The sequence below is a fragment of the Streptomyces sp. NPDC033229 genome, from assembly GCF_055576875.1.
Map to the genome: position 1 here is coordinate 4,909 of NZ_JBVIQR010000049.1, position 22,819 is coordinate 27,727.

Sequence of the window (22,819 nt, forward strand, 5' to 3'; positions counted from 1 at the left end):
CGGGGCCTGTCCCCATGGGTTTTTTCCCGCTCCACAACCCCCCCCCCCCCTCGCCCCCCCGGGGGGTGTGGAGGTCCCCCCCCCCCCCCGTGGCGCCGGGGGCGGCCCCGCCCACCGGCCGGCCCCGCCCACTCACCACTGCCCAGCATCTTCCTGTTTTTGGAGGCCCTGGTGTCACCCCTGCCCGTAGCCGCCCCTGCGGCGACTGTCCCGCACGCGCTCACCGTCCGTCCCGCCGGCCCGCTCGGCGGCGTCGTGACGGTGGACGGCTCGAAGAACGCCTGCCTGCCCCTGCTGGCCGCCGCCGTAGCCACAGGAAGGCACGTGAAGCTGGACAACGTCCCCGCCAGTGCGGACGTCCAGCTGATGCTGGGCCTGCTCCAGCAGTGCGGCTTCCGCATCTCCTATCCGGTCGGCGAGCACGGGAGCCTGATTCTGTGGCCCGGCACCCCGAACCCGGCGCCCCCCGAGTTGCCGGACGCCGCTTTCATCCGGGCCTCCTACTACCTCGTCCCGGCCCTGTTATCCCGGTACGGCTCGGCGGTGCTGCCGTGGCCTGGCGGCTGCCTCATCGGCGAGCGGGGCATGGGCGAGCACTTCCGCGTCTACGAAACGTTCGGCGACACCGTGCACAGCGACGACCGGCAGTACCGGGTCACCGCTTCCGGACGTCGGCTCGGGCAGGTCCGCCTCGACCTGCCCTTCCGCTCCCGCGGTGCGACGATCGCCGCCGTACTGCGGGCCGTCGTGGCCGACTGCCGGCTGACGCTGGGCAACCCGAACCTCTCACCCGAGACCACCACCGTCCTGGCCGCCCTCCAGGAAGGCGGCTGGGACGTTCACGCGAGCGAGGAGAAGATCATCTTTGCCCCGCCGTCGCAGCCTGCGAGTGGCGGCCTGAACTGGCAGGTGCCCGGCGACAAAGTTGAGGCTGGCACGCTGGCCTGTGCCATCGCCGCCACCGGCGGCACCGGGCGGATCGAGGGCCTGCGCGGCCCGGACCTGCGACCGGTGGCCGACTTACTGAACCAGGCGGGTATCCCAGTCACCGTCGCCCCCGACGCGATCACCGTGCACCCCGGCGCCCAGCGAGGCGGCCGCCCGCTGCGGGCGATCGCTTCCCTCGCCCCGGACGGCCTGGACGCCGACTTCGAACCTCCTCTGATGGCCCTGGCCTTGTCCCTGCCGGGCACCCATCTGTTCGGCGACTCCATCAACCCCGCCCGCCACACCAACCTCCTGCCCCAACTGTGCAAATTCGGCGCCCGCATCGAAGCCCTCTCGCCCACCCAGTGCCGCCTGAGTGGCCCCCAGCGACTGACCGGCGCCCCGGTGGAGGCGACCGACATCCGCACCGGCTCCGCCCTGATGGTCGCGGCCCTTGCCGCCCGTGGCGTCACCACCCTCACCGGCCTGGACCAGCTCCGGCGCGGACACGCCGACCTTCCGGGCAAACTCCGCGCGCTGGGCGCCGACCTCACCGAGCTGGCCCGGTGACCGGCACCCGGGTGCTGGAGCGGATCGTGGCCACGACCGACTTCCACTCCGCCATCGACCAGGCCACCGGCATGCTCCACCACCTCCACCAGGTGCGGTCCACGTCGCTGATAGCGGACTGCGGCGACTTCTTCGAGGGCAGCGGCTACTACCGGCTCGGCGGCGGCGCCATAGAACGGACTCTGCTGGCCGGGCTGTACGACGTGCTCGCTCCCGGCAACCACGGCTGGCAGCACCACTTCGAACCCGACCTGCACCGCCTGACCGTCTGCGCCAACGCCGTCGACGACGCCAGCGGACAGCCGCTGTTCAACCGGCTGCGGATCTTCACCGTCGGCGGGCGGAGGGTCGCGGTCACCGCTGTCATCGGCCCCGACGCCTTCGACGACATCCCCGCCCGCCAGAGGCAGGGCCACCGGGTCACCGACCCGGTTCGGGCCCTGCGGGAAGTGCTGCTGGCCCACCACCACGAGGCCGACGCCTGGATGGTGCTGTCGCACTTCGGGTTCGCGAACGACCTGGCCCTGGCGGCTGAGTGCCCGTTCCTGGACATCATCTTCGCCGGGCACTGCCACAGCGACCACTACGCGCCCGAGGCGGTCGGCGACACCCTCGTGGTCAAAGGCGGTGAACTCGGCGCCGGATACGCGCTGGCCGAACCCGTCGGCGCCGGCTGGGCCGCTCATACCTGCACCTTCCCCACCACCCCTGCCCCGTGGCCGAAGGACCTGGCACCCGCTGCCCGGCATGCCGCGGCCGTACGGGAGAGGCTGAACGCCCCGCTGGGCATCACCGCCGAGTCCTACCGCGGCACCGTGCCCGACCGCCACCAGGTCCTGACGGAAGTCGCCGCCCGGCTCCGCTCCGGCCTGGGGGCCGACGCCGTCATCCTCAACGTCACCGTGCTGCGGCCCCAGAAGCTGGGCATGGTGCTGACTTTCGGCGACCTGATGGCCATCGAGCCGTTCGCCAATCAGCTCGCGCACGCCCGCATCCCCGACGCCCACCGAGGCGATGCCGCCGGCCTGGCCGCCTACCTGAGTGAGCGCATCGGCCCGCTGGTCACCGCCCCCGACCCGCTGCCGGCTGGGCTGACCGGCGTGCTGACCACCGACTTCCTCGCCGAGAACTTCCTCGGCGGCCGGACCCACCAGGCCGGCTTCTCTCTCGGTCAGGCCGTCCGCCACGTCCTGACCAGCCACGACTCCTTGAGCGAAGGAAGGCCCCCGCGATGATTCTGACCGGACCCGAGATCACCGCCGCCGCCCTGGACGGACGGCTGCGGATCGACCCCTTCGACCCCGAGCAGGTCAACCCCAACAGCTACAACGTCCGCCTCGGCACCCACCTCGCCGTCTACACCTCCCCGGTCATCGACGCCCACCGCCCCAACCCCACGACCACCCTCACCCTCGGCGGCGACGGATATGTCCTCACGCCCGGTGAGCTCTACCTCGGCCACACCTTCGAGCAGGTCGGCTCTAACGTGTTCGTGCCGCTGCTGTTCGGCCGCTCCTCCGTCGGCCGACTCGGCCTGTTCGTCGAGATCACCGCCCCCATCGGCGACATCGGCTTCCACGGCCAGTGGACCCTGATGCTCACCCCCGTCCGTCCCCTGCGGGTGTATCCGGGCATGGAGATCGGGCAGATTATGTTCTTCGTCGCCACCGGGCCCGTCGACCTCTACGCGGGCAAGTACCAGGGCTCCCTCGGCCCCCAGCCCTCCCGGGCCTGGCAGGACCTCGTACCAGCCCAGGCGGCGGCCTCGTGATCCTCACCCGTGCGGCCATCGCCGCCGCCGTCGCCACCGGCGAGATCAGCATCAGTCCCTTCGAGGAGGCCCGGCTCTCCCCGAACGCCTACGACTGGCGCCTGGGCGAGACCTTACGGATCTGCGACGGCTACCTGGACGCTGCCCGCCCCACCGCCTACACCGAGACCACCATCCGGGAGTGCGGCACCGTCCTCGAGCCGGGCCTGCTCTACCTCGGCGTCACCTACGAGAAGACCGGCTCGGAGACGTACGCGCAGATGCTCAACGGCGACCGCACCACCGGCGCTCTGGGCATCTGGGTGCACGTCTCCGCACCCCTGGGACACGTCGGACACGCCATCCGCTGGACGCTGGAGATCCGTGCCACCAAACCCGTCCGCGTCTACCCGCGGATGACCTTCGGCAAGCTCATCTTCCTCGCCACGGCAGGGGACCGCGCCAGCTACCAGAGAACCGGAGGCAAGTACGCGGCCACCGAGGGCATCGACATCTCCCGCCTCTACACCGAGCTTGCCGGAGGCCCCCGATGACCACCGTCAGCGGCCCGGTGGTCGCCACCGTGCTCGACCTGCCCGCCGGCAGCCCCGGTGGCAGCGTCGAACTCTTCCTCGACCTCTACACCGGCCCCCAGCCCCTTATCCCGGCCCGGCCCTTCATGCTCGCCCCCACCGGCCGCCGCCCCCGCCAGCCGGCCGGGCTCGAACTGCTGCCGGTGGTCGGCAAGTGCCTGCACGGTCCGGCCTTTCACCGCTACGTGACCGCCCTCGGCCGAGCGCTTTCCGAGGCGATCGACCCCGACCAGGTCGGCGTCCTGCACTTGCAGCACCTCACCTTCGGCGCCACCCCCGCGCTCCTGCGAGCTCTCCCCACCCACCCGGCCATCGCGCTCGTGCACGGCACCGACCTGCTCTTCGCCCAAGCCCACCGCCACCAGCACCAGGTCCTCACCGACACGGCCCGTCTCGCCGACGCCATCGTCGTCCCCACCCTGGCCATGGCCGACCGGCTCCTGCAAATCGCCCCGAACACCGACCGCACCAAGATCCACCACATCCCCTGGGGCGTCCCCGACCGGCTCCTCGCCCGGCCGCCCCACCGCACGGGCCGCCCTGCGGGCGGGCCCTTCCGGCTCCTGTATGCCGGGCGGCTCACTCCGGAGAAGGGGGCTCAGAACCTGCTGCGGGCCCTGGCCGCCGTCACCGGCGTCGAGCTGAGCATCGCCGCCCCCAACGACCAGTTCCACACCCTCACCCCCGCCCTGCGGACCTCCGGGGTAAAGATCCGCTACCTGGGCTGGCTCCGCCGGTCCCAGCTGTGGAGAACCTTCGCCGACCACGACCTTCTGGTCATGCCCTCGACCACCCTGGAAGCCATGGGCCTGGTCGCCCTGGAGGCCCAGGCGTGCGGACTTCCCGTGCTCTACCAACCCGTCCCCGGCCTGGTAGAAACCCTCGCCGCCTCCGGCACCGCGACCGACTTCACCCGCCCCGCCGCCCTCGCCCGCGACATCGACCGGCTCTGCACCACCCCCGGCCTGCTGCCCGCCCTCCGGCAAGCCGGACGCAGCAACGCAGCCCGCTACCGGCTCAGCGCCACCGCCAAGGCCCTGACCGAACTCGGCCACCAGATCAGCTGACGCACCACGCCACCTTCACCAACCGGGCCCGTCCACGTCACTACGCTGACGGGCGGGCCCGCACCACGATCACCGGAGATGCTCCATGGCAGACAGCACCGAGACGATCAAGCAGCTCGTGGCGGACGGCGTCCGCGCCAAGGTCTACCCCGGCGCTGTATGGGCCACCGGCGACGCCGCGGGCATCACGGCCGGGGGCACCGCCGGTGTCCTCGACCCCGCCCAGCCGGAGGCCGTCATGCGGCCGGACACGGTCTTCGACGTCGCCAGCCTCACCAAGATCCTCGCCGTGTGGTCCTCCATCGGCACCCTGTGGGAAGACGGCGCCCTCCCGCTGGATGAGCCCCTGGGCGGCCTATGGACCGAGGTCGCTGGACACCCGCTCGGCCAGGTCACCGCCCGCCAGCTGCTGACTCACACAGCCGGGCTCCCGCTGCGGGCCCAGCTGAAGAACCTCTACGGCACCGAACCCGCCACCATCCGGGCCGGCGTCCTCCACGAAGCCCTCCACCGGCCGCCCGGCGAAGCTGTCGAGTACACCGACCGGGCCGCTCTCATCCTCGGCTACCTCGCCGAACACCTCTCCGGCTTCAGCCTCGACCGGCTCGCCCACACCCGCGTCTGGCAGCCCCTGGGCATGGCCAGCACCCGCTTCGGACCGCTGCCGTCCGACCTGGCGGCCCGCTGTGCCCCCACCGAGCTCGACGAGGACACCGGCCGCCACCTCAAGGGCACCGCCCACGACTTCTCCGCCCGCCTCCTCGGCGGCATCTGCGGCATCGCTGGCACCTTCTCCACGCTCGACGACCTCACCCGATTCCTGCGATACATGCTCGACCCCACCACCGCCCCTGCGGCATCGGGGTTCGGGCCGAACTGGGTTGAGGAATCCCTGACTGTCCACACCGGCGCCCTGGAACCCGCCCGCGGCCTCTTCTGGCACCCCGCACCCGGCACCAATCCCGCTGATCGCATCTACGTCCACTACGGTTTCACCGGCACCGGTATGTGGATTTCCCCGAAGCAGGGAACCTGGGCCGTCCTGCTGACCAATAAGCTGTACTACACCCGCGACCGTCAGCCGCTGACCGATATCCGCAACAGCTACCGCGAAATGATCTTCGGCTGATCTGGTCAGTGCCTCCCTCTTCGGGCCACTGTCAGCGGGGCTGTGTAATCTCCCGCGGTGATCATCGACCAGAATGCCGCCGTCGCTCCGCCGCAATTCGCCGACGAAACCCTCGCAAGGATCATGAGCGGCATGATCGGCCGAGCCGACCACGACGACATGACGGCCTCTTTGCTGTGGATGCTCGAAGGCCGGCTCGCCCTGCAGATCTGCAAGCACCTGGGAGCCCACCGAGACCTGGTGAAGCGCGAGTTCGACCACGCCGACAAGCGCTCGGACGAGGCGGACTCTGATGCCCCGCTGCCTGACGACTACTTCGACATCTCCTGGAATACCTATAGGCAGTTGAAGAAGGAGTTCGAGCAGGCGGAAGGCGCTCTTGCGGTAGCCGACCAGACCTGGCTGGCCATGAGCGAGGACTACGGCGATCTTGGCAAGATTCGCGACCGGTATACCTGTGTTGCAGAGCCCCAGTCGTCCCCCCTCGAGAAGCTGATCGGCCTGTGGAAGGACTGCCTCGAATCCGAACACCGGGTGCGGGAGATCCTTACGGAAGACCGCAACCGGACGCACGCCGCCGCCTTGCAGGAAGCAGCGATGCTGGCGTATCGCGTCAGCTTGGAAAGCCTCAACCGACAGCGCATCCGAGCTATGCATCACACTGAGTTCGAGCGGGCTGTCGCGAGGATGCTCAGGCGGGATGGCTACACGGTTGAGCGGGCTGGAGGTGGTGCCGGTGACCTGGGGGCCGATGTCATAGCCACCCATCCGGACGGGAAGACCCGCTACGTCATCCAGTGCAAGCACACCCGCACAGGCGCCACCATAGGGTCACCAGCGCTCCAGAGACTTAACGGCACTGCCCGGCAAGTTCACCAGGCCGACGTCGTCGTCGCGGTCACCAATGGGCACTACTCCGCCCCCGCGAAGAAGTTCGCGCGTTCACAAGAGATCCGGCTCATGGCCTGGGACAGCCTCGACCACTGGATGGCTTGGTCCCTGCCGTTCCACGAAGCTCTCGCACGCTCCTTGTGGTGACGGCACGTGTCGGTGGTTGCCACGGCTTATTGATGAGAGCCATGACCGGCCCGACGCGCGCGGTGAACAGGCGGGAGGCAAGATGCATGGGGCCGGCGATCCAGGACTTCTGCACGGCGGCCATCCCGGGGGATTCCGGCTTGCGGATCACACCCGCGATGGCGTCGGCCCGCTCCAGCGGGTCATCGGCGAAGACGATCTCGGCGGCGAGCCGCAAGGCGGCTGCCGTGACCAGCACGCTGGGCGGCCGGATAGCCAGAGTGCCCAGACGGCGCCCGTCCATCGGGTAGCCCCGGCGGAAGTAGGCCATGGCTATGCGTACGGGAGCGTCGGCGTGCCTCAGGGAGGCGGCGGTGGCGGCGTGCAGGGTCAGGGTGGCCATGGCCCACAGGTCGGCGAAGTCCGCCTGGGCCTCGGTGCTGTCGTACTCGGCGGGCTCGAGGTGGCCCAGGAGCCGGTCTTGCAGTTGGAGCACGGCGAGGTCCCGTACCGGGTGTGCGCTCATGCCGCGCAGGGAGGTACCGCAGCGGCGCAAGGGCGTCCGGTTGACGATGTGCTGGCAGGTGCCGGCCACCAGGTTGGTGACCGGCAGGGTGAACCTGGTCCCGCAGCCGGGACACGCGTCGACGAGATAGCAGTAGTGGCGCACGCAGGCGACGGCCCAGGGCAGCTGCCAGATCAGGGGCCAGCGGCCGCCGTTCTCATCGGCGCACGCCGGGCACAACCGCAGCTGGTTCGGCGATATCCAGCGGGCATGCAGCAGCCAGCATGTGGTGGTGGCGAACTGGCCAGGGCTCACGGCGGGAAGCGCGGTACCGCGGAAGCGGTGGAAGGTCATGTCCGTCACCGCGGTCGGCTCCAGGCCGGTGGCCGCATGGACCCTCTCCATCACTTCCCAAGACGCCATGAACACGGGAGCGTCGTTGGGCAGGTGGAGGGCGAGGAGGGTCTCGCCCTTGTTGATGAGCCCGGTGATCTGCGCGGCCCGGGCCCGGCTGATGCCGTAGTCGGCTGCGATGGCATTCACCCAGCTCATCAGCGATTCGCCGGGCAGCGGCAAAGTGACCAGGGCCATGCGCCGGGGCATGCCCGTAGAGCGTGTGGTGGGCATTGTTCCCTAACGGTCTTGCGCGGCGAAGCGGGCCCATAATGCCTGGGCGCGTTCAGGGTCGAGGTAGGCGAGCTCGTCGGGGGTGATGAGGTGGCGGGTGCCTGGAGGCGGCGGCGGGTACTGCTCAAGGGCTTCGGTGTCGACGCCGATGAAGCGGTGCGGCAGGCTCTCGCTGAGCTTGGCGTAGGGGGGCGCCTGAAGAGCGGTGATGACGTCCTTCAGACGCCGGGTGGCGTGCTGCGGCGCCCGCTCCAGATGGTGATTGGTCCAGGCTCGCTGAACGTAGGAGACCTCATCGGGACGTGGGAAGGCGCGCAGACTGCACAGGGCATCGGCTGCGTCGAACGGGTCCTCGGCGAAGACGATGGACGCCGCGATCCGTACGGCCGCGGCGAACAGCAGCGGCGTGGGGCTGCGGCTCTGGCTCATCCACACGCGGCGGTCCAGCTGGCTGTCCCGGGACGCACAGAACTCGGCGAACGCCTTCTGCACCGGCTCGTCGGCGCCTTCGGCGTGGTCGGGGTGGCCGGCGAACACGGCCACGCAGAACATCGCCCACAGGTCGGCGAAGTCGGCGCGGGCAGCACGGCGGTCGGCACCGGATTCCAGATGGTCGAACAGCCGCTGCTGAAGATCGAGCAGTTCCTGGTCCTCAGCAGCGACAGTGGGCAGGTGCCGCAAGTCGGCCGTGCATACCTGCCGTGTCCCGTCCGGATTCCCGCTCCGGCGCCCGCACTGGATCCCGGATGACGTACAGAGCAGCGGCTGGCCGCACTCGGGGCAGTGGTCCAGGCGGTAGCACCGGTGGCGCGGGCAGGCGAACGCCCAGGGCAGAGACCACGACAACGGCCAGCGCCCCCCGGTCTCCTTCAGGCACGGTGGGCAGATCCGCAGGGTCTCGGTGCTGATTCCGTGCAGCCGGATCTGGTGCCGCATGTCTTGCTGAGGCGCCGCGCGGTACCACTTCTCGGGTACGGGAAGCTGCTTGGGCAGCGCGGTGCCCAGGAACCGGTGCCACGTCATGTCGTGCGCCGCCTGGGCGGACAGGTCGGTGGTCTTGCCGATGGCCGCGACCTGCTGCTCTGACAGGCAGAAGACCAGGTCACGCATGGGAAGAACGCTGCCTCTGGGCGCGAGGGCGGGGGCGACCCCGGTGATCCGTGCTGCCGCGTCGCGGCCGATGCCGTGGTCGCGCGCGACAGCCCCCAGCCAGCTGATCAGTGACTCGCCAGGGAGGGGCACGGTGCCCAGTGCCAGGCGCCGAAGGTGCCCCGATTGCGCTGTTTCCACCGCTCTGATACTTCCACGCCGCTATCGCGGGGGAGTCAGCGGGCTGCCTCGACCTCACCGTCGGCAGGGATCAGGTCATGGATGGAGGTGCCGAGGGCGTCCGCGACGCGGTAGAGCCGGTCGATGGCGATGGTGTGCTTGCCGGACTCGACCTCGGCGTAGAAGGAACGGTCGAGCCCTGCGGCCTGCGCGGCGGCCTTCTGCGTCAGGCCGGCGCGCGTGCGCACTTCGCGCACGCGGCTGGCGAAGGCGATACGCCGGGCCTCGGCGAGTTCCTCGGTTTTCCCCACAGGAGAAACGTAATGCATCGCTGTGTAGGGTATATCCTACACAGCGGCTTTGATGTGCCGCTGATCTGCGCTTTCTCGTGAGGGGTGGGGTGTGTCCGAAGCCGTTGCGGAACCGCTTTCGTCTCTCTTGCCCGTCTTCGGCGGCGATGGTGCTGCGGTCCAGGCGGGTGATGCCGACACCGAGCGCCTCCCCGGGACGGCTGTCCGGCGGCTTGCTCTGGTGGTGCCCCCGGTAGAGGGGGAGTCCTTTCCGTCCTGGGTAGACCGGCTGGCCGCCGATCACGTTGTCCCGCCCGGGGTGATCGCGCAGGCGCTGGGGGTGCCGGCCCGGGCGAACACCGGCAGCATCTTCCGGCCCGTGCTCTACGGCGTCGTCCCCACGGCCGCTGGGCTGGCGGCGGCCGGGCAGGCCACCGACATCACGCCTGGGCAGATGGCGGCGATGCACCTGTCCCGCTACGACGGCACCGCGCTGGACTTCACGGCCCTGGATGCGGCTCGGGAGTCCTCGGTGCAGAAGATCTCCAACCGGCAGTGGGTACTGCTGTTCGCCTCCCGGGCCTGCCCGCAGTGTCTGGCCGCCTCCGGTGGGGTGTGGCCCCTGTGGTGGCACCTGGGCATCGCGGCCTGCTGCCCGGTCCACCGGGTGCTGCTGACGGAGGTGTGCCCCGCCTGCGGCATCCGCCTGCGCCAGGGCTACCGCAGCCGCCCCCGCGGCTTGTCCAAGGCCCGGCTGACCGATCTGGTCCGGTGCGGCAACCACACCGGGCAGGGCCGGTGCGAGCAGGACCTGCGGCACCTGCCGGCCGAGCCGGTGACCCGGGGGCTGGCCGAGTGGCAGGCCCGGCTTCTGGCCGTCGCGGACGGGAGCCCGGCCCACCTCGCGGGCCGCAGCGTGAGCGGCCGGGAGTGGTTCACCGCCCTGGAAGGACTGAGCGCGCTGGTGCGGTTCGCCGCCCCCGCCTGCCCGCTAGCCGACAGCCTGCCCGTGCCCGAGGCGGCTCGCCGCGCGCTGGATACGGATCAGGAGACGGGACGGCGTCGCACGGGAGGCGCCCCGGCCACCCTGCGGACCATGCCCACCGGCCCGGCTCTGACCTTGGCGGTCCTGGGCGCCGTGGAACCGGTCCTCACCGCGGCGGACGATGACGCACTCGACGCCGCCCTCGGCCCCTGGGCACGCGCGGCCGCAACGCGTCGGCGGACGCTCGACCACAATGCACTGCGGCACCTCGACCTGCCCGGTCCGCTCGGTAAAGCCCTCGACCGTGTCGCGCCTCGTGCCTCCCGGGTCGCCGCAGCCGCCCGCACCGCACCGTCGCTCGCCGCGCTGACCGCGCGGGGGGATACCGCAGCTGCTCGACGAAGACGACTACCGGGACCTGATCGCCGACCACCTGCCGGGCACCGCCGAGCACAGCGGGCGGCGCCTTGCGGCCCTCGCCCTGGCCCGTCTCGCGGGAGCCGCCAGCTGGCCGCAGGCCGGACGCGCGTTGCAGATGGACCCGGCGCGTGTCGCCCGCGTCACCGACGTCCTCGTCCGCCGCGTCACCGACCCGGATGCCTTCTGGGAGGCCGTCACCTGGGCCGGGCAGCGTCTGCTCGCCCGCCACCCCGTCGACTATGCCCACCGCCGGGCCGCGCTCGCCCACGTGCGTGAAGTCCCCCACCCGGTGCTGTTCGGCCTGTACCGGCCCCTGGGACTGCCCGTGACCCGCCGACGCTGTCAGCTCGCCGCGATTTGGTTATGGACCCATCTGACCTGCGGAGACTTCCGCGATGCCCCGGGATGGGCCGCAGACGAGCACGCCAGCGCCGCATCCCTGGCTGAGGTGTACCGGCGCTACCGCACCAGGCTTCCCCTCCCCGTAGCCGAGGGCCTGACCGCCTACGGCACCACCCTGATCACCCGCGAAGGACAGGCGTGACCACTGTTCCCCACCCACGCTCGCGGCGAACCGTCGTCCCCGCCGACCGCGAGCGCCTGACCGTCACCTACCTCGACCCGGCCACCAGCCGGGCCCGCACGTGCAGCCTGCAACAGGCGGCCACAGTGCCCTTCGAACGCTGTCTGCCGATCCGCCGCATCCCCAGCTACATCGGGCAGAAGCACACCCCCGGCTGGTTCTACTCGGCCACCACCGGCACCCTGCTGGGCTTCGAGAGCCACTTGGAATCCCAGTGGCTGACCTTGTTCGACCACGAGCACGACGTCGTGGGCATATCGACGCAGTCCCTGATCCTCGACGGCGTCGGTGTCGGAGAGGTGTGGGCCCACACGCCCGACATCTTCTGCCGCCTGGCTGACGGCACCGCCCGCCTGGTGGACGTGAAGAATCCCCGCCGCCTCGGCGACGACGACGTTCAGCAGCAGGCCGACCGCACCCGTGCCGCATGCCGTGAACTCGGCTGGGACTACCGCTTGGTTGGCGCCGTGCCCGCCCAGTGCTACACCAACATCGCCTGGCTGCGCGGCTACCGCCGACCCCTGTACGCCGGCACGGACCTCGCACCCCGCCTGCTGGCCCTGGCCGCCCGCCCGCTGCCGATCGGCGAACTGCTCAGCTTCATCGACGCCCCCGAGATCGCCCTGCCCGTGGTCTTCCACCTGCTGTGGCACCACCAGCTGGCCTGCGACCTCGACCGTCCCCTGACCCTGTCCACCCTCGTGACCGCCACCGGGGAGACCCAGCCGTGACCCACACCCCCACCGCGGGCGACGCCTTCCGCCTGAGGATCGGCCAGCGCATCGAATGGGAAGACGACACCCACGAGGTCATCGGATTCAGCGACACAGCCGTGCGCCTGCGCTCCGGCTCCGGCTCCATCCACCTGATCCTCACCTCCACACTGATCGCCGACCCCACCTTCCGCACGACGGGCACCTCCCAGGCCGCCACCGCACAGCCGCCGTCCTTCCTCAGCCCCGGCGCACTGCTCGACCAGCTTCCCGACGACGAACGCGAACGCGTGCTCGCCATGGAAGCCAGCCTGCTGGAGGCCACCACCGGCTACCCGACCTGGACCGGCGAAGCCGACGGCCTTACCCCGCGCGAAGGCTTCGACCCCGCCGTCCCGGTCAGCAAACGCGTCGCGGCCCTGGCCGGCGAACTCGGCCTGACCGAGCGCCGCCTGTGGCAGCTGATCGACAAGTGGAAGACCGAGGGCCTGTGGGGCCTGGTCAACAAGAACAAGATCCGCACCAGCAACCCGCTCGCGGCCGTCGACCCCAGGATCATCAACGCCATCCTCGACCAGGACGCCGCCGAGACCGACGACTCCACCGGCACCCTGGGCCGCTTCCAGCGCCGCGTACAAAACCGCCTCGACACCCAGTACGGGCCAGGCACGGTCACCCTGCCCTCCCGCGCCACCTTCCACCGCTGGGCGTCCTTGCTGCTGAAGAACCGCCACACCTTCGGCGACGCCACCACCCGCCGCACCCTCGCCCACCAGCCCGACCGCATGTTCCAGCCGCTGGTCGCCCACCGGCCCGGCGAGATCGTCATGATGGACACCACCCCCCTGGACGTGCGGGCCTACGACCCCGAGACCGACACCACCTCGGCCGTCGAGCTGACCATCGCCCTCGACCTGGCCACCCGCTCCCTCCTGGCATGGCGCATCACCCCGGTCGGCACCACGTCCTTCGACGTCGGCCTGCTGCTGGCCGACATGATGACCCCCGAACCGATGCGGCCCGGCTGGGCGGACCGGCTCCGCTACGACATGAGCCGCATCCCCCTGCCCCGCCGCCTGGACTACCGCCAGCGCCTGGCCGAAGGCGCCGCCCGCCCCGTCGTCATCCCCGAGACCCTGATCATCGACCACGGTCGGCCCTTCGACTCCGACGTCGTCCACCGCGCCTGCACCCGCCTCGGCATCAACCTCCAGCTCGGCCGCAAGGGCAAGCCCACCGACAAACCCCAGGTCGAAGCCGCCTTCGCCACCATACGAACCCAGTTCGCCCAGCACGTGGCCGGCTACAAGGGCTACAACGTCTCCCAGCGCGGCAAAGACCCTGACCAGACGGCCCGCTGGTCGATCGCCGACCTCGACGACCTCTTCGCCGAATACGTCGTCGCCGTCTACCAGCGCCGCCACCACCAGGGCCTGATCGTCCCCGGCTTCCCCGACTACCGCATGTCCCCCAACGAGGCATACGCCCTCGCCGTCACCCGCAGCGGCTACGTCGCCTGCCCCACCGACCCCACCCTCTACTACGAGCTCATGCCGATCCAGTGGCGCACCATCCAGCCCTACGGCCTCGAGTACCGCTACCTCACCTACGACGCACCGATCCTCTACCGCTACCGCCGCGCCACCTCCCCCTACCCCGGCGGCAAATGGCCCGTCCGCACCGACCCGCGCAACCTCCTGCACGCCTACTTCCAGGACCCCGACGACGGGAAGTGGCACGTCCTGCGCTGGACCCACGCCCTGGACGACCAGACGCCCTTCACCGACGTCACCCTGCGCGAAGCACTCCGCCTCGTCGTTGCCCGCGGCCGTGACGTCAAGGACCAGGAAGAGGTCGCCCGGGCCCTCGCCGATCTGAACAACCGCACCGACGCGCCCGAATCCTGGACCACCACCGACCGCAGGCGCCGGGCCCGCGACGCCGAGCGCGCCCGCAGCGCCGTCCGCGACCAGCACCGCGCCGCACAAGCAGCCCTCGATGCCGAGACCGGCCGCCTGCAGGCCATGTCGCCGCTGCAGGCCGTGCCCGACCTCACCCCTGAGGACACGGACGAAACGGCCGCCGTCCCGCCCCGCTTCAACCTCGGCGACCTCGGCTCGCTGGAGGTCTGGAACCCCCACGACGACGCCGAGAGCGACGACACCAAGGAATCCCGCTCGTGATACACCACCCGGGCCTGTCCGAACCCCGCACCAAGGAGGAATGGCGGGCCTACCTGGACGCCAAACCCCCACTCCGGCCCACCCTGCCGCCGTTGGATGACTACCTCGCCATGAGCGAGGACGAGCGGGAGAGCTTCAACGAAGAACGCCACCGGTACCACTCCGCGCTCGTCATCCTCAAGACACCGCCGATGCAGCGCATCCACCGCCAGATCAAGCGGAAGCTGCTGCTGAACGCCAACCCCCCACCCGGTGCACGCCCGGGGCTGGTCATCGACGGACCGCCCACCGTCGGCAAGTCCACCCTCGTCAAGACCTTCGCCGCGGAGTTCGAACACGGCCTTCGACGCCGCCACCCCGAACGCTTCGCCCGCAAGCCCGGCGACGACTACGTCCCCGTCGCCTACGTCAGCGTCCCGGCTGGCTGCACTCCCAAAGCGCTTTCCGCCGCCCTCGCCAAGTACATGTGCCTTGAGCTGCCACGCAGCGCCACCAACGAAGTGATCACCACGCGTGTGCTGGAGGCCATCAAACGCTGCGGCACCGAACTGATCATCATCGACGACGTCCACTTCCTCGACGTGTCGATCAAGGACGGGAAACTCACCAACGACCACCTGAAGAACCTGGCCAACTTCGCCGCAGCAACCTTCGTCTACACCGGCGTTGAAGTCGAAGACTCCGGCCTCTTCCTCGAAGGAGGCCACAGCGAACGCGCTACCCAGACCGGGGGCCGTTTCACCCTCTTCCAGCTCGACCGCTTCAGCATCAAAACTGAGACTGACGCACGTGAATGGGCACTGGTCGTCAAAGGAATGGAAGACGCCCTCGCGCTCTTCCGTCACAAGACCGGCATGCTCGCCGCACAACACTGGGAATACTTGCACGACCGCACCAACGGCAGCATCGCCAGCCTCTCCATCCTCATCAGAGAAGCCGCACTCGAAGCCGTCGAATCCGGAACCGAACGCATCACCAAGAAGATGATGGACGAGATCATCCTGCCCCGCGCCAGCGAGCAGTCCTACCAGGCCAAACGCAAGCGCAAGCGCCGCAACGAGCCAGGCGAGGGGCAAGGTGGCGTCAGCAGTGCTGCTGGCTGACGCGCAGGTGGCCGCCCATGGCCCAGACGCGGACCAGGGCGGCCGCATTCCAGGCTCAGAAGCCGAAACTATTTGACACCGCAGCAGCCAGGGAGAGGGCGGCCGCGAACGCACAACCAGCCTGAATGAAGACCCTGGGCCAGCCGGCTCCATCCATGCGGAACAAGATCCCTGCGACCAAGGTGACGATAACCGCCATCAGAACCGCAAGGGAAAACCGTAGAAACGCTGCGTGGTGCACGACGATGCCCTTTCCGTAATTGCGGAGGGGCTCCGAGGTCGTGTACCCGAGCAGCCCCAGGCCGACCTCGAGACCCCTGCCATGGGTCTTCGCTGTCGGATTGGGGCCAAAAACGGGCCCGAGGACTGAATCACACGCTTCAGCCCAGTTCATCCCAAGGTGAAAACTGTCACCGTCGGCGAACTCGGGCATGTGCCCTACCGATGCCCACGCGCGGGCACTCGCTTCGCCGTTCACTCAAATCGCGTGGCATACGCCAAACGCGGCGCGTGCGACCAACGCTAGCACTGGGCACAGCTGTGAAGGACGCCTTCCGGTAGACCGCTCAGCGCTCAGTTCTGGCGAAGCCGCCCCGAGCCTGCACGTATCTCTCCGCTGCCTTGTTCGACCTCCGTCGGCGGGTTGGAACACATCGCTGTTCCTCCGTCCGTGCTGGCAGAATGACCCGGCAGAGCTCTGCGCACTGAAAGACTGAGTGAGACGAGTCCGTTCACTTGGGCGGAAGCATCGTGCTTCAGTGCCCAGGTCAAGGCGTTGCCTACTGAAGTGCCGCATGAGACCCGACACCCACGTCCCGCCCGGCGGCGGCGAGGCGCGAGAGCAATCCGGTCGTTCCGTCAGGCCTTCTTGCGGGGGCGACCGGTGGGGTTGCGGTCGGCGATGCTCTTGTTGACGGTCCTGCGGAACCACATGGGCTTGAGGACCTCTGGCTCAAGCCCGTCATCGGGCACGCGGTCCGGCTCGGGCAAACGGCCGAGACTCATGTACTTGGACAGGGTTGCGCGCTCGACGGGCATCCCCCGGGTCGCGTTTCCCCAGATCATCCGATAATCGTCGAGGTCGAGCAGGTCCTCCGGGTGTCCCTTGGGCGGGGGAATTACGATCGTCGGCACGGCGCCCCCGCCCTGCGGAGCGGGTGGTGTCATAAGAGCACCTCGCCTGCCTGAGGAGCGGGCTCCAGAAGGCACTGCAGTCGGTGTCGCGCTGCGCTGCGACCGGCGTTCACTGACCTGCGGAACTTCCCCTTCGCGGGGCGAGCTCTCCGCCTGTGGCGTGCGCTTGCCCGGCCATGACTGCGGTCGGTTCGCCCGTACCCAGGAGCTCACTTCCCGGGCATCCCACTTGCCCTCGACCGGCTGCGGGAAGTTGATCAGGCGGGTCCAGGCGTCGACGGTCTTCTCGCTGACTTCGTACAGCTCGACGATGCCGTCCCGGTCAATCCGGGCGCTACGAGGCTGCGCGGCCATCACACTTCTCCATCGTCAGGACTCCTGTTCGAGCGAACCGCACGCGACCTGGGCGTGCAGCACCCCGGCGCACCGTCACGCCTTCGAGGGGCGACCGGTCTTACGCCGGCTGTTGATGAACTCGTACGCGGTGCTTCGGAACCACATCTCCTCGGCGACCTCGGGCTCGTGCTCGTCTCCAGGCAGCCTGTCCGGTTTGGCCAGGAGGCCCCGCGATCGGTAGTTGGCGAGCGACGAGGGGGCCAGGGGCTTGCTGCGCCCGCGTGCCGCGGCGTCGAGCTCGGCGATCTCCTTCAGTGTCAGCAGGTCCGTGGGACTGCCTGCAGGGAGGGCGACCTCGGGGCTGGCGGCGCGGGGAGTGGCCGGCGCCTTCTTCTTCTCAGCCGGGGTGGCCTCGGTCTTCTTCCGGCGGACCTTGCGGGGGCGCTTGATGAAGTCGTACGCGGTGCTCCGGAACCACATCTTTTCCGCGACCTCTGGCTTGCCACCGTCGCCGGGCTGCCGGTCGGGACCCGGCAGCGTCACTTTCGAAGGTGAGAGGTAGGTGCGCAGCGTCTCGACGGGCGTGGCCTCGCGTCCCAGGAATGCGCCCTCGATCTCCCCGATCTCCTCGAGGGTCAGCAGGTCGCGGTCGTTGCCCTCGGGCAGGCCCAGGTCCTCCGCCCTCTCCTGCCCGCTCGCCCACAGGCCCGGCCGGTGCTTCTTCACCCAGGCGTCGACCTTAGCTTCGTCGTACACGAAGGACTGCTGGGCCTTGTCGATCACGTCGGGAAAGTCGGGTTCGCGGGTCCACTGCAAGGCCGCATTCGGGTGCACTTTGTACCGCTTGGCCATCCTGAGGACGGTCGTGTAGCGGACCTGCGAACCTGCGGGGATCATCTGTCGCTCCAAGGGGCCGGCGCGCCTGCGCCGCGGTGGCGGGCCGCCCGCATGGGCGCCGAAACTGTACGGCTGTGGGTCGCTCTGCTGCGTCCTCCGCCCGTGGGCGGGAAGAGATGCAGGTAGAGCTCCATTCAACGTACCTCTAGCAAACTATTTAAGCAATTCCGCCGCGCCGGCTTCGTTCGTCCCGCGGTAGCCGGTCCGCACGGGTCGGGCCCCTCTGGCGGCCCACGCGAACGACCCGCGGCAAGGTCCAGGCTTACACGCCAGGCCGTGGGCGTCGGCCGCCGAGGCGCCTTCTGTCCGGCGCGGCGAGTGATCAGAGCCCTTGATGGTGCGGCGGAGCGATGGCGCCCCGTGGGCAGCGCCTGAGTAAAAGGCTATTGCTTAACTATTTTCACTGCGGTATATTGAATGTGCGGTCGAAGTTCGGTCGCGATCCCCAACGGCCGCTTGAGCGGCCTGTTTTGCCAGCCCCGCCTTCGGCGGCTGGCGTCCCAGTCATCCGCCGGGCGAGGCCTGGCGGTGCTATGCAAGGAGATGACGGACATGACGTGGATGACTGCTGAGCGGCTCCCTGTGCTCGTCTACGGCACGCTGCGGGCGCAGCAAGGGAACTATCGGAGGATCCTGGCGGGGCACACCGTGCGCGAGCGCCCCGCGTCCCTGGACGGCTACATGCTGGTGGGTTCGGTCGTGCCGTTCGCCGTTGCCCGTGAGGGGCGGCGCGTGGTCGGCGAGGTCATGGACGTGCGCCCCGAGGCATGGCAGATGGTGCTGCGCCGTCTGGACCGCCTGGAGGGCTACACGGGCACCGAGTTCGACAGCCTCTACGTACGTCGGCAGCGCGTGGTGCAGTGCGCCGACGGCGAGTCGGTGCGCGCCTACTTCTACGAGGCCGGTCCCGCTCACCGTGAGGGTTGGCTCATGGACTGCCCGGAGGTTCCGGGCGGCGACTGGGTGGCCAGCGGCTTCGCCCGGACCCCGAGCTCGCTTCGACGGGCGGCTGTAGGCCGGTCGCCCCGCCGCCGCCTCGCCTGAGCCGTACCGCGTGCGCACCCGCAACGCGGGTGCGCACGACCCTTTCGCTGATGTTCGACCCCGGAAGGCGCTCCGCGTCGGCCGTGATGTGTCCCTGCCCCGTGCGTGAGCGACAGGGGCAGCGAAGGACCTTGTATGTGTGGTTTGTTCGGATTTATTCGCAACCAGGCTTGCGGCGACCCGTCGCGGGCCTCCGTGGAGGGCAGCCGGAGTACGCCAGAAAGAGGCAATAGGGCCTCGGTGAGGGCTGTCTGACGCCCGCGGGGCGTTGACTGATCACCCGTGCGGATGATCTTCATATGAGTCGCGGTGGGGTGCCTGGAGGGGCTTCTTCACTGGTCACGCGCTCGTGATGCGTTTTCCGGCGACTGCCGCGCGTGCTCCGTATGGGTGAGCCGCGGGGATCATGCGGCGTATGGCTTCGGTGGAACGTACCGCGTATCCGCGCTTCAAGCGCACGATCACCTCCCGCGAGTTGCACGAGACGTTCACTCCTGCCGCGTCCGAGGTGGCGTGGGCGCGGGGCAAGGTGCGGTCCCTGGAGCATCTGCTGGCGTTGGTGGTGCTGCTGAAGAGCTTCCAGAAGCTGGGTTACTTCCCCGGCCTGGGCGAGGTGCCGGAGCTGGTGGTCGGACACGTGCGTGGGCTGCTGGGGCTGGATGAGGATGTGCTACCACGGCACGACGCCGACCGTACGTTGCGGCATCACCGGACGATCATCCGTGAGCGGCTCGGTGTGGAGTACGACAAGGAGAAGGCCCGCAAGATCGCCTCGGCGGCGATCTATGAGGCGGTGCAGACCAAGGACAATCCGGCCGACCTGGTCAACGTGGCGCTGGAGCAGTTGGTCAAGGAGCGGCTGGAGCTGCCGGGTTACACCACGCTGGACGTGATGGCTGCGGAGATCCGCACGGAGGTGAACACGAGGTTCTTCGAGACGATCGCCTCCCGGATCGACAGTGTGGACACCTCACGCATCCTCGGCCTGCTGCGGGTGGTCACGGGGGCGCGCAGTCGGTACGACGAGCTGAAGCGGCCGGCGAAGGCGCCGTCGGTGTCCCATCTGCGGGAGCACCTGGCCTACCTGGACAAACTTGAGCTGCTGGGGCCGACGGCGAAGTGGTTGAAGGGGGTTCCGCCGGGGAAGGTGGAGCATTTCGCCGGTCAGGCGCGGGTGCTGGACGCGGCCGAGATGGGCAAGGTCGGCGCGGTGAAGCGGACGGCTCTGCTGGTGTGTCTGCTGCACGTGGCGAAGGTGCGGGCCCGCGACGAGTTGGTGACGATGCTGTGCAAGCGGATGGCGCGGATCGTCAAGAAGGGCAAGGAGGATCTGGAGAAGATCCGTGAGCGGCACCGGGCGGAGACCGAGCGGCTGATCGCCGTGCTCGGAGAGGTGCTGGAGGCGGCCAAGGGGGCGGTCGGTTTCGACGGCGAGTCCGTCACGCCGCTGCCCACCGGTGGGGACCTGCTGGGCCAGGTGCACCGGCAGTGCGGCGAGGCGGTGCTGGAGAAACTGGAGAAGGCCGGCGGGCTGGCGAAGCTGTCGGAGGACCATGAGCTGGTCTCCGCCCATCACGGCGACAACTACATGCCGTTGCTGTGGCGGCACTTCAAGAGCCACCGCAAGGTCCTGTTCGACCTGACCGAGGTCCTGACGATGATCTCCACCTCGACCGACGGCACCGTGCTGGAGGCGGTGGAGTTCTGCCAGGCAATGCGCAACCGGAGCGGCAGGTGGGTGCCGTTGACGTACACGGTCACCGCCGAGGACAGCACGAAGACGGAGAAGACGGTCTCGGCTCAGTTCGCCTCGCAGATGTGGCAGCGCATCCTGTTCGACAGGCACCAGCCGGGCAGGATCAACCGGCGGAACTTCGAGGTGTGCACGCTGTCCTACCTGGTCCAGGAGCTGCGCACGGGCGATGTGGCGGTGGTCAGCTCTCAGTCGTACGCCAATCTGCAGAACCAGCTGATGTCGTGGGAGGAGTGCGAGCCGCTGGTCGCCGAGTACTGCGAGCAGGCGGGACTGCCCGCTACCGCGAAGGAGTTCACCGCGGCACTGAAGCAGAAGCTCACCATGACGGCGGCGACGGTGGACGCCGGGTACCCGGACAACGCGGACCTGACGATCGACCAGGCGTCGGGGAAGATCGTGCTCTCCCCGCGCAGGGGCAGGGCTCGCCGGCAGTCCGCGCTGGACCTGGAGGCGGAGATCCTGCGGCGGCTGCCGGAGTGGAGCCTGCTGGACGTGCTGGCCCGGACCGCGTACTGGATCCAGTGGTGGCGGCACTTCGGCCCGGCCTCCGGGAGCGACCCGAAGATCCGCGACAAGCTGGCCCGCTACGTCCTGACGGTTTTCACCTACGGGACGAACGCGGGGCCCGCGCAGGTCGCCCGGCACATGCGGCAGCAGGTCTCCGCCCACGAACTGTCCCTGGCGGGCAACCAGCACATCACGTCCGAGAAGCTGAACCGGGCGTCGGCGGATGTCATCGACATGTTCATCCAGCTCGACCTCGCGCACGTGTGTGGGGGGACGTGTCGAAGGCCGGGATCGACGGCTCCCAGTACGATACGTGGGAGAACAACCTCCTGGCCGAGTCCCACATCCGGTATGGGGGATTTGGCGGAATCGCGATGAGGCACGTCTCAGATACCTATGTTGCGCTTTTCAGCCATTTCATCCCGTGTGGCGTGTGGGAGGCCGTCTACTTGTTCGAGGGACTGCTGAAGAACGAGTCCGAGGTCACCGTCGACATCGTCCACGGTGATACGCAGGGCCAGAACCTGCCTGTCTTCGGGCTCGCTCACATGCTCGGCGTCGAACTGCTCCCCAGGATCAGGAACTGGAAGGACCTGACCTTCTACCGGCCCTCGGCGACGGTGAAGTACAAGCACATCGACCCGCTGTTCGGCGACCCCGACAAGGATGTCATCAACTGGCGGCTGATCGAGAACCACTGGCAGGATCTCATGCGCGTGGTCCTCTCGATCCGCGAAGGCCGGCTCTCCTCGGCCGCGCTGCTGCGGCGCCTGGGCAACGAGTCCCGCCGCAACCGCATCTACCAGGCATACCGAGAACTGGGACGCGTGATCAGGACCGTCGTGCTCCTTCGGTACCTGTCAGAACCGGAGCTGCGCGATTCGATCCAGTCCATGACGAACAAGACCGAAGCGTTCCACAAGTTCAGCAACTGGCTGATGTTCGCCTCCGACCTCCTCGCCGACAACGACCCGGAGGACCAGGAGAAGATCATCAAATTCAACGAACTGCTGGCGAACTGTCTTATTTTTCATACTGCGGTGGACATCACGAAGGTCGTCAACGACCTCATCGAGGAGGGCCGGGAGATCGACCCGGTCGACCTGGCTACCATCACCCCGTACATCACCAGCAAGATCCGGCGCTTCGGTACCTGGCACTTGGACATGGAACCGCCGGACGGGCAGGCGGTCGGGCAGCTGCGGCTGGTCGCCTGAGCCGTCGCCGACGAGGTGGACTTCGAGCCGAACACAGCAAAAGGCCAGAGCTGCACGCACGGTGATTCTCATAAATGGCCAAATGAGAAGCCGCCGACCAACCCCCGCCCCATGTCCGGTTTGTTCGGCCTCTAGATTCTCAATTGGGTTCTTGGAATGCTTTCTTGAAACCACACCCCGCCGGTAGCTTTCGAGGC

The 22,819-nt window shown here is 68.9% G+C and carries 20 protein-coding genes and 1 pseudogene; 15 read left to right on the plus strand and 6 right to left on the minus strand.

What is annotated here, in order from left to right; translation table 11 throughout:
- Positions 1 to 180: 180 nt before the first annotated feature.
- The 7 genes from ACZ53N_RS30725 to ACZ53N_RS30755 all read left to right on the plus strand — a co-directional run bounded on the left by ACZ53N_RS30725 (position 181) and on the right by ACZ53N_RS30755 (position 7,074).
- Positions 181 to 1,497 carry a UDP-N-acetylglucosamine 1-carboxyvinyltransferase gene (locus ACZ53N_RS30725; protein WP_469144109.1) on the plus strand — a complete coding sequence of 439 codons (1,317 nt, stop codon included), beginning with the start codon at positions 181 to 183 and terminating at the stop codon, positions 1,495 to 1,497.
- On the plus strand, positions 1,494 to 2,732 hold the full coding sequence (locus ACZ53N_RS30730) for a bifunctional UDP-sugar hydrolase/5'-nucleotidase (protein WP_469144083.1): 1,239 nt from the start codon (positions 1,494 to 1,496) through the stop codon (positions 2,730 to 2,732). Before ACZ53N_RS30725 ends, ACZ53N_RS30730 begins: the two co-directional genes overlap by 4 nt.
- Entirely contained in the window at positions 2,729 to 3,268 is a 540-nt protein-coding gene (gene dcd, locus ACZ53N_RS30735; protein WP_469144084.1) for a dCTP deaminase, read from the plus strand. The genes ACZ53N_RS30730 and dcd overlap by 4 nt, the downstream gene beginning before the upstream one ends.
- Entirely contained in the window at positions 3,265 to 3,801 is a 537-nt protein-coding gene (locus ACZ53N_RS30740) for a dCTP deaminase (RefSeq protein ID WP_469144085.1), read from the plus strand. Before dcd ends, ACZ53N_RS30740 begins: the two co-directional genes overlap by 4 nt.
- Positions 3,798 to 4,907, plus strand: a complete 1,110-nt coding sequence (locus tag ACZ53N_RS30745; RefSeq protein ID WP_469144086.1) for a glycosyltransferase family 4 protein — start codon at positions 3,798 to 3,800, stop codon at positions 4,905 to 4,907. Before ACZ53N_RS30740 ends, ACZ53N_RS30745 begins: the two co-directional genes overlap by 4 nt.
- An 85-nt stretch (positions 4,908 to 4,992) precedes the next feature.
- A complete protein-coding gene (locus ACZ53N_RS30750; RefSeq protein WP_469144087.1) occupies positions 4,993 to 6,036 on the plus strand; it encodes a serine hydrolase domain-containing protein in 1,044 nt (347 codons plus the stop codon).
- Positions 6,037 to 6,093: 57 nt separating this feature from the next.
- Positions 6,094 to 7,074 carry a restriction endonuclease gene (locus tag ACZ53N_RS30755; RefSeq protein ID WP_469144088.1) on the plus strand — a complete coding sequence of 327 codons (981 nt, stop codon included), beginning with the start codon at positions 6,094 to 6,096 and terminating at the stop codon, positions 7,072 to 7,074.
- Here the strand turns inward: ACZ53N_RS30755 and ACZ53N_RS30760 are convergent.
- The 3 genes from ACZ53N_RS30760 to ACZ53N_RS30770 all read right to left on the minus strand — a co-directional run bounded on the left by ACZ53N_RS30760 (position 6,995) and on the right by ACZ53N_RS30770 (position 9,765).
- Positions 6,995 to 8,161 carry a TniQ family protein gene (locus ACZ53N_RS30760; protein WP_469144089.1) on the minus strand — a complete coding sequence of 389 codons (1,167 nt, stop codon included), beginning with the start codon at positions 8,159 to 8,161 and terminating at the stop codon, positions 6,995 to 6,997. The genes ACZ53N_RS30755 and ACZ53N_RS30760 overlap by 80 nt on opposite strands.
- Before the next feature lie 30 nt (positions 8,162 to 8,191).
- A complete protein-coding gene (locus tag ACZ53N_RS30765; protein WP_469144090.1) occupies positions 8,192 to 9,427 on the minus strand; it encodes a TniQ family protein in 1,236 nt (411 codons plus the stop codon).
- Between the two features lie 83 nt (positions 9,428 to 9,510).
- On the minus strand, positions 9,511 to 9,765 hold the full coding sequence (locus tag ACZ53N_RS30770) for a helix-turn-helix transcriptional regulator (RefSeq protein WP_469144091.1): 255 nt from the start codon (positions 9,763 to 9,765) through the stop codon (positions 9,511 to 9,513).
- A gap of 223 nt (positions 9,766 to 9,988) precedes the next feature.
- Between ACZ53N_RS30770 and ACZ53N_RS30775 the strand changes: the two are divergent.
- The 5 genes and pseudogenes from ACZ53N_RS30775 to ACZ53N_RS30795 form a co-directional block, all read left to right on the plus strand.
- A pseudogene (locus ACZ53N_RS30775) lies at positions 9,989 to 10,408 on the plus strand (TniQ family protein); the annotation flags it as partial.
- 856 nt (positions 10,409 to 11,264) lie between these two features.
- Entirely contained in the window at positions 11,265 to 11,693 is a 429-nt protein-coding gene (locus tag ACZ53N_RS30780; protein WP_469144110.1) for a hypothetical protein, read from the plus strand.
- The gene (locus ACZ53N_RS30785; protein ID WP_469144092.1) at positions 11,690 to 12,463 is read left to right on the plus strand and encodes a TnsA-like heteromeric transposase endonuclease subunit; all 774 of its coding nucleotides are present in this window, start codon (positions 11,690 to 11,692) and stop codon (positions 12,461 to 12,463) included. Before ACZ53N_RS30780 ends, ACZ53N_RS30785 begins: the two co-directional genes overlap by 4 nt.
- Positions 12,460 to 14,628, plus strand: coding sequence for a Mu transposase C-terminal domain-containing protein (locus ACZ53N_RS30790; protein ID WP_469144093.1), 2,169 nt, complete (start codon positions 12,460 to 12,462; stop codon positions 14,626 to 14,628). Before ACZ53N_RS30785 ends, ACZ53N_RS30790 begins: the two co-directional genes overlap by 4 nt.
- A 92-nt stretch (positions 14,629 to 14,720) precedes the next feature.
- Positions 14,721 to 15,731: a TniB family NTP-binding protein gene (locus ACZ53N_RS30795; RefSeq protein ID WP_469144094.1), complete on the plus strand. Its 1,011-nt coding sequence runs from the start codon at positions 14,721 to 14,723 to the stop codon at positions 15,729 to 15,731.
- A gap of 55 nt (positions 15,732 to 15,786) precedes the next feature.
- On the opposite strand, the gene ACZ53N_RS30800 is transcribed toward ACZ53N_RS30795, so the two are convergent.
- The 3 genes from ACZ53N_RS30800 to ACZ53N_RS30810 all read right to left on the minus strand — a co-directional run bounded on the left by ACZ53N_RS30800 (position 15,787) and on the right by ACZ53N_RS30810 (position 18,098).
- Entirely contained in the window at positions 15,787 to 16,164 is a 378-nt protein-coding gene (locus ACZ53N_RS30800) for a hypothetical protein (protein ID WP_469144095.1), read from the minus strand.
- A gap of 425 nt (positions 16,165 to 16,589) precedes the next feature.
- Positions 16,590 to 17,219, minus strand: a complete 630-nt coding sequence (locus ACZ53N_RS30805) for a hypothetical protein (RefSeq protein ID WP_469144096.1) — start codon at positions 17,217 to 17,219, stop codon at positions 16,590 to 16,592.
- Positions 17,220 to 17,294: 75 nt separating this feature from the next.
- Positions 17,295 to 18,098: a hypothetical protein gene (locus tag ACZ53N_RS30810; RefSeq protein WP_469144097.1), complete on the minus strand. Its 804-nt coding sequence runs from the start codon at positions 18,096 to 18,098 to the stop codon at positions 17,295 to 17,297.
- A 552-nt stretch (positions 18,099 to 18,650) separates the two neighbouring features.
- Here ACZ53N_RS30810 and ACZ53N_RS30815 point away from each other — a divergent pair.
- From ACZ53N_RS30815 to ACZ53N_RS30825, 3 genes are all read left to right on the plus strand, one after another.
- On the plus strand, positions 18,651 to 19,142 hold the full coding sequence (locus tag ACZ53N_RS30815) for a gamma-glutamylcyclotransferase family protein (protein ID WP_469144098.1): 492 nt from the start codon (positions 18,651 to 18,653) through the stop codon (positions 19,140 to 19,142).
- A 415-nt stretch (positions 19,143 to 19,557) separates the two neighbouring features.
- A complete protein-coding gene (locus ACZ53N_RS30820; RefSeq protein WP_469144099.1) occupies positions 19,558 to 21,783 on the plus strand; it encodes a DUF4158 domain-containing protein in 2,226 nt (741 codons plus the stop codon).
- A complete protein-coding gene (locus ACZ53N_RS30825) occupies positions 21,681 to 22,622 on the plus strand; it encodes a Tn3 family transposase (RefSeq protein ID WP_469144100.1) in 942 nt (313 codons plus the stop codon). The genes ACZ53N_RS30820 and ACZ53N_RS30825 overlap by 103 nt, the downstream gene beginning before the upstream one ends.
- The last annotated feature ends 197 nt before the right edge of the window (positions 22,623 to 22,819 follow it).

Excerpts from the sequence above, each read along its gene's own strand:
- dcd (WP_469144084.1), top strand. The coding sequence starts at position 2,729 with ATGATTCTGACCGGACCCGAGATCACCGCCGCCGCCCTGGACGGACGG.
- ACZ53N_RS30745 (WP_469144086.1), top strand. The coding sequence starts at position 3,798 with ATGACCACCGTCAGCGGCCCGGTGGTCGCCACCGTGCTCGACCTGCCC.
- ACZ53N_RS30750 (WP_469144087.1), top strand. The coding sequence starts at position 4,993 with ATGGCAGACAGCACCGAGACGATCAAGCAGCTCGTGGCGGACGGCGTC.
- ACZ53N_RS30760 (WP_469144089.1), bottom strand. The coding sequence starts at position 8,161 with ATGCCCCGGCGCATGGCCCTGGTCACTTTGCCGCTGCCCGGCGAATCG.
- ACZ53N_RS30780 (WP_469144110.1), top strand. The coding sequence starts at position 11,265 with ATGGACCCGGCGCGTGTCGCCCGCGTCACCGACGTCCTCGTCCGCCGC.
- ACZ53N_RS30800 (WP_469144095.1), bottom strand. The coding sequence starts at position 16,164 with ATGCCCGAGTTCGCCGACGGTGACAGTTTTCACCTTGGGATGAACTGG.
- ACZ53N_RS30805 (WP_469144096.1), bottom strand. The coding sequence starts at position 17,219 with ATGGCCGCGCAGCCTCGTAGCGCCCGGATTGACCGGGACGGCATCGTC.
- ACZ53N_RS30810 (WP_469144097.1), bottom strand. The coding sequence starts at position 18,098 with ATGATCCCCGCAGGTTCGCAGGTCCGCTACACGACCGTCCTCAGGATG.
- ACZ53N_RS30815 (WP_469144098.1), top strand. The coding sequence starts at position 18,651 with ATGACGTGGATGACTGCTGAGCGGCTCCCTGTGCTCGTCTACGGCACG.
- ACZ53N_RS30820 (WP_469144099.1), top strand. The coding sequence starts at position 19,558 with ATGGCTTCGGTGGAACGTACCGCGTATCCGCGCTTCAAGCGCACGATC.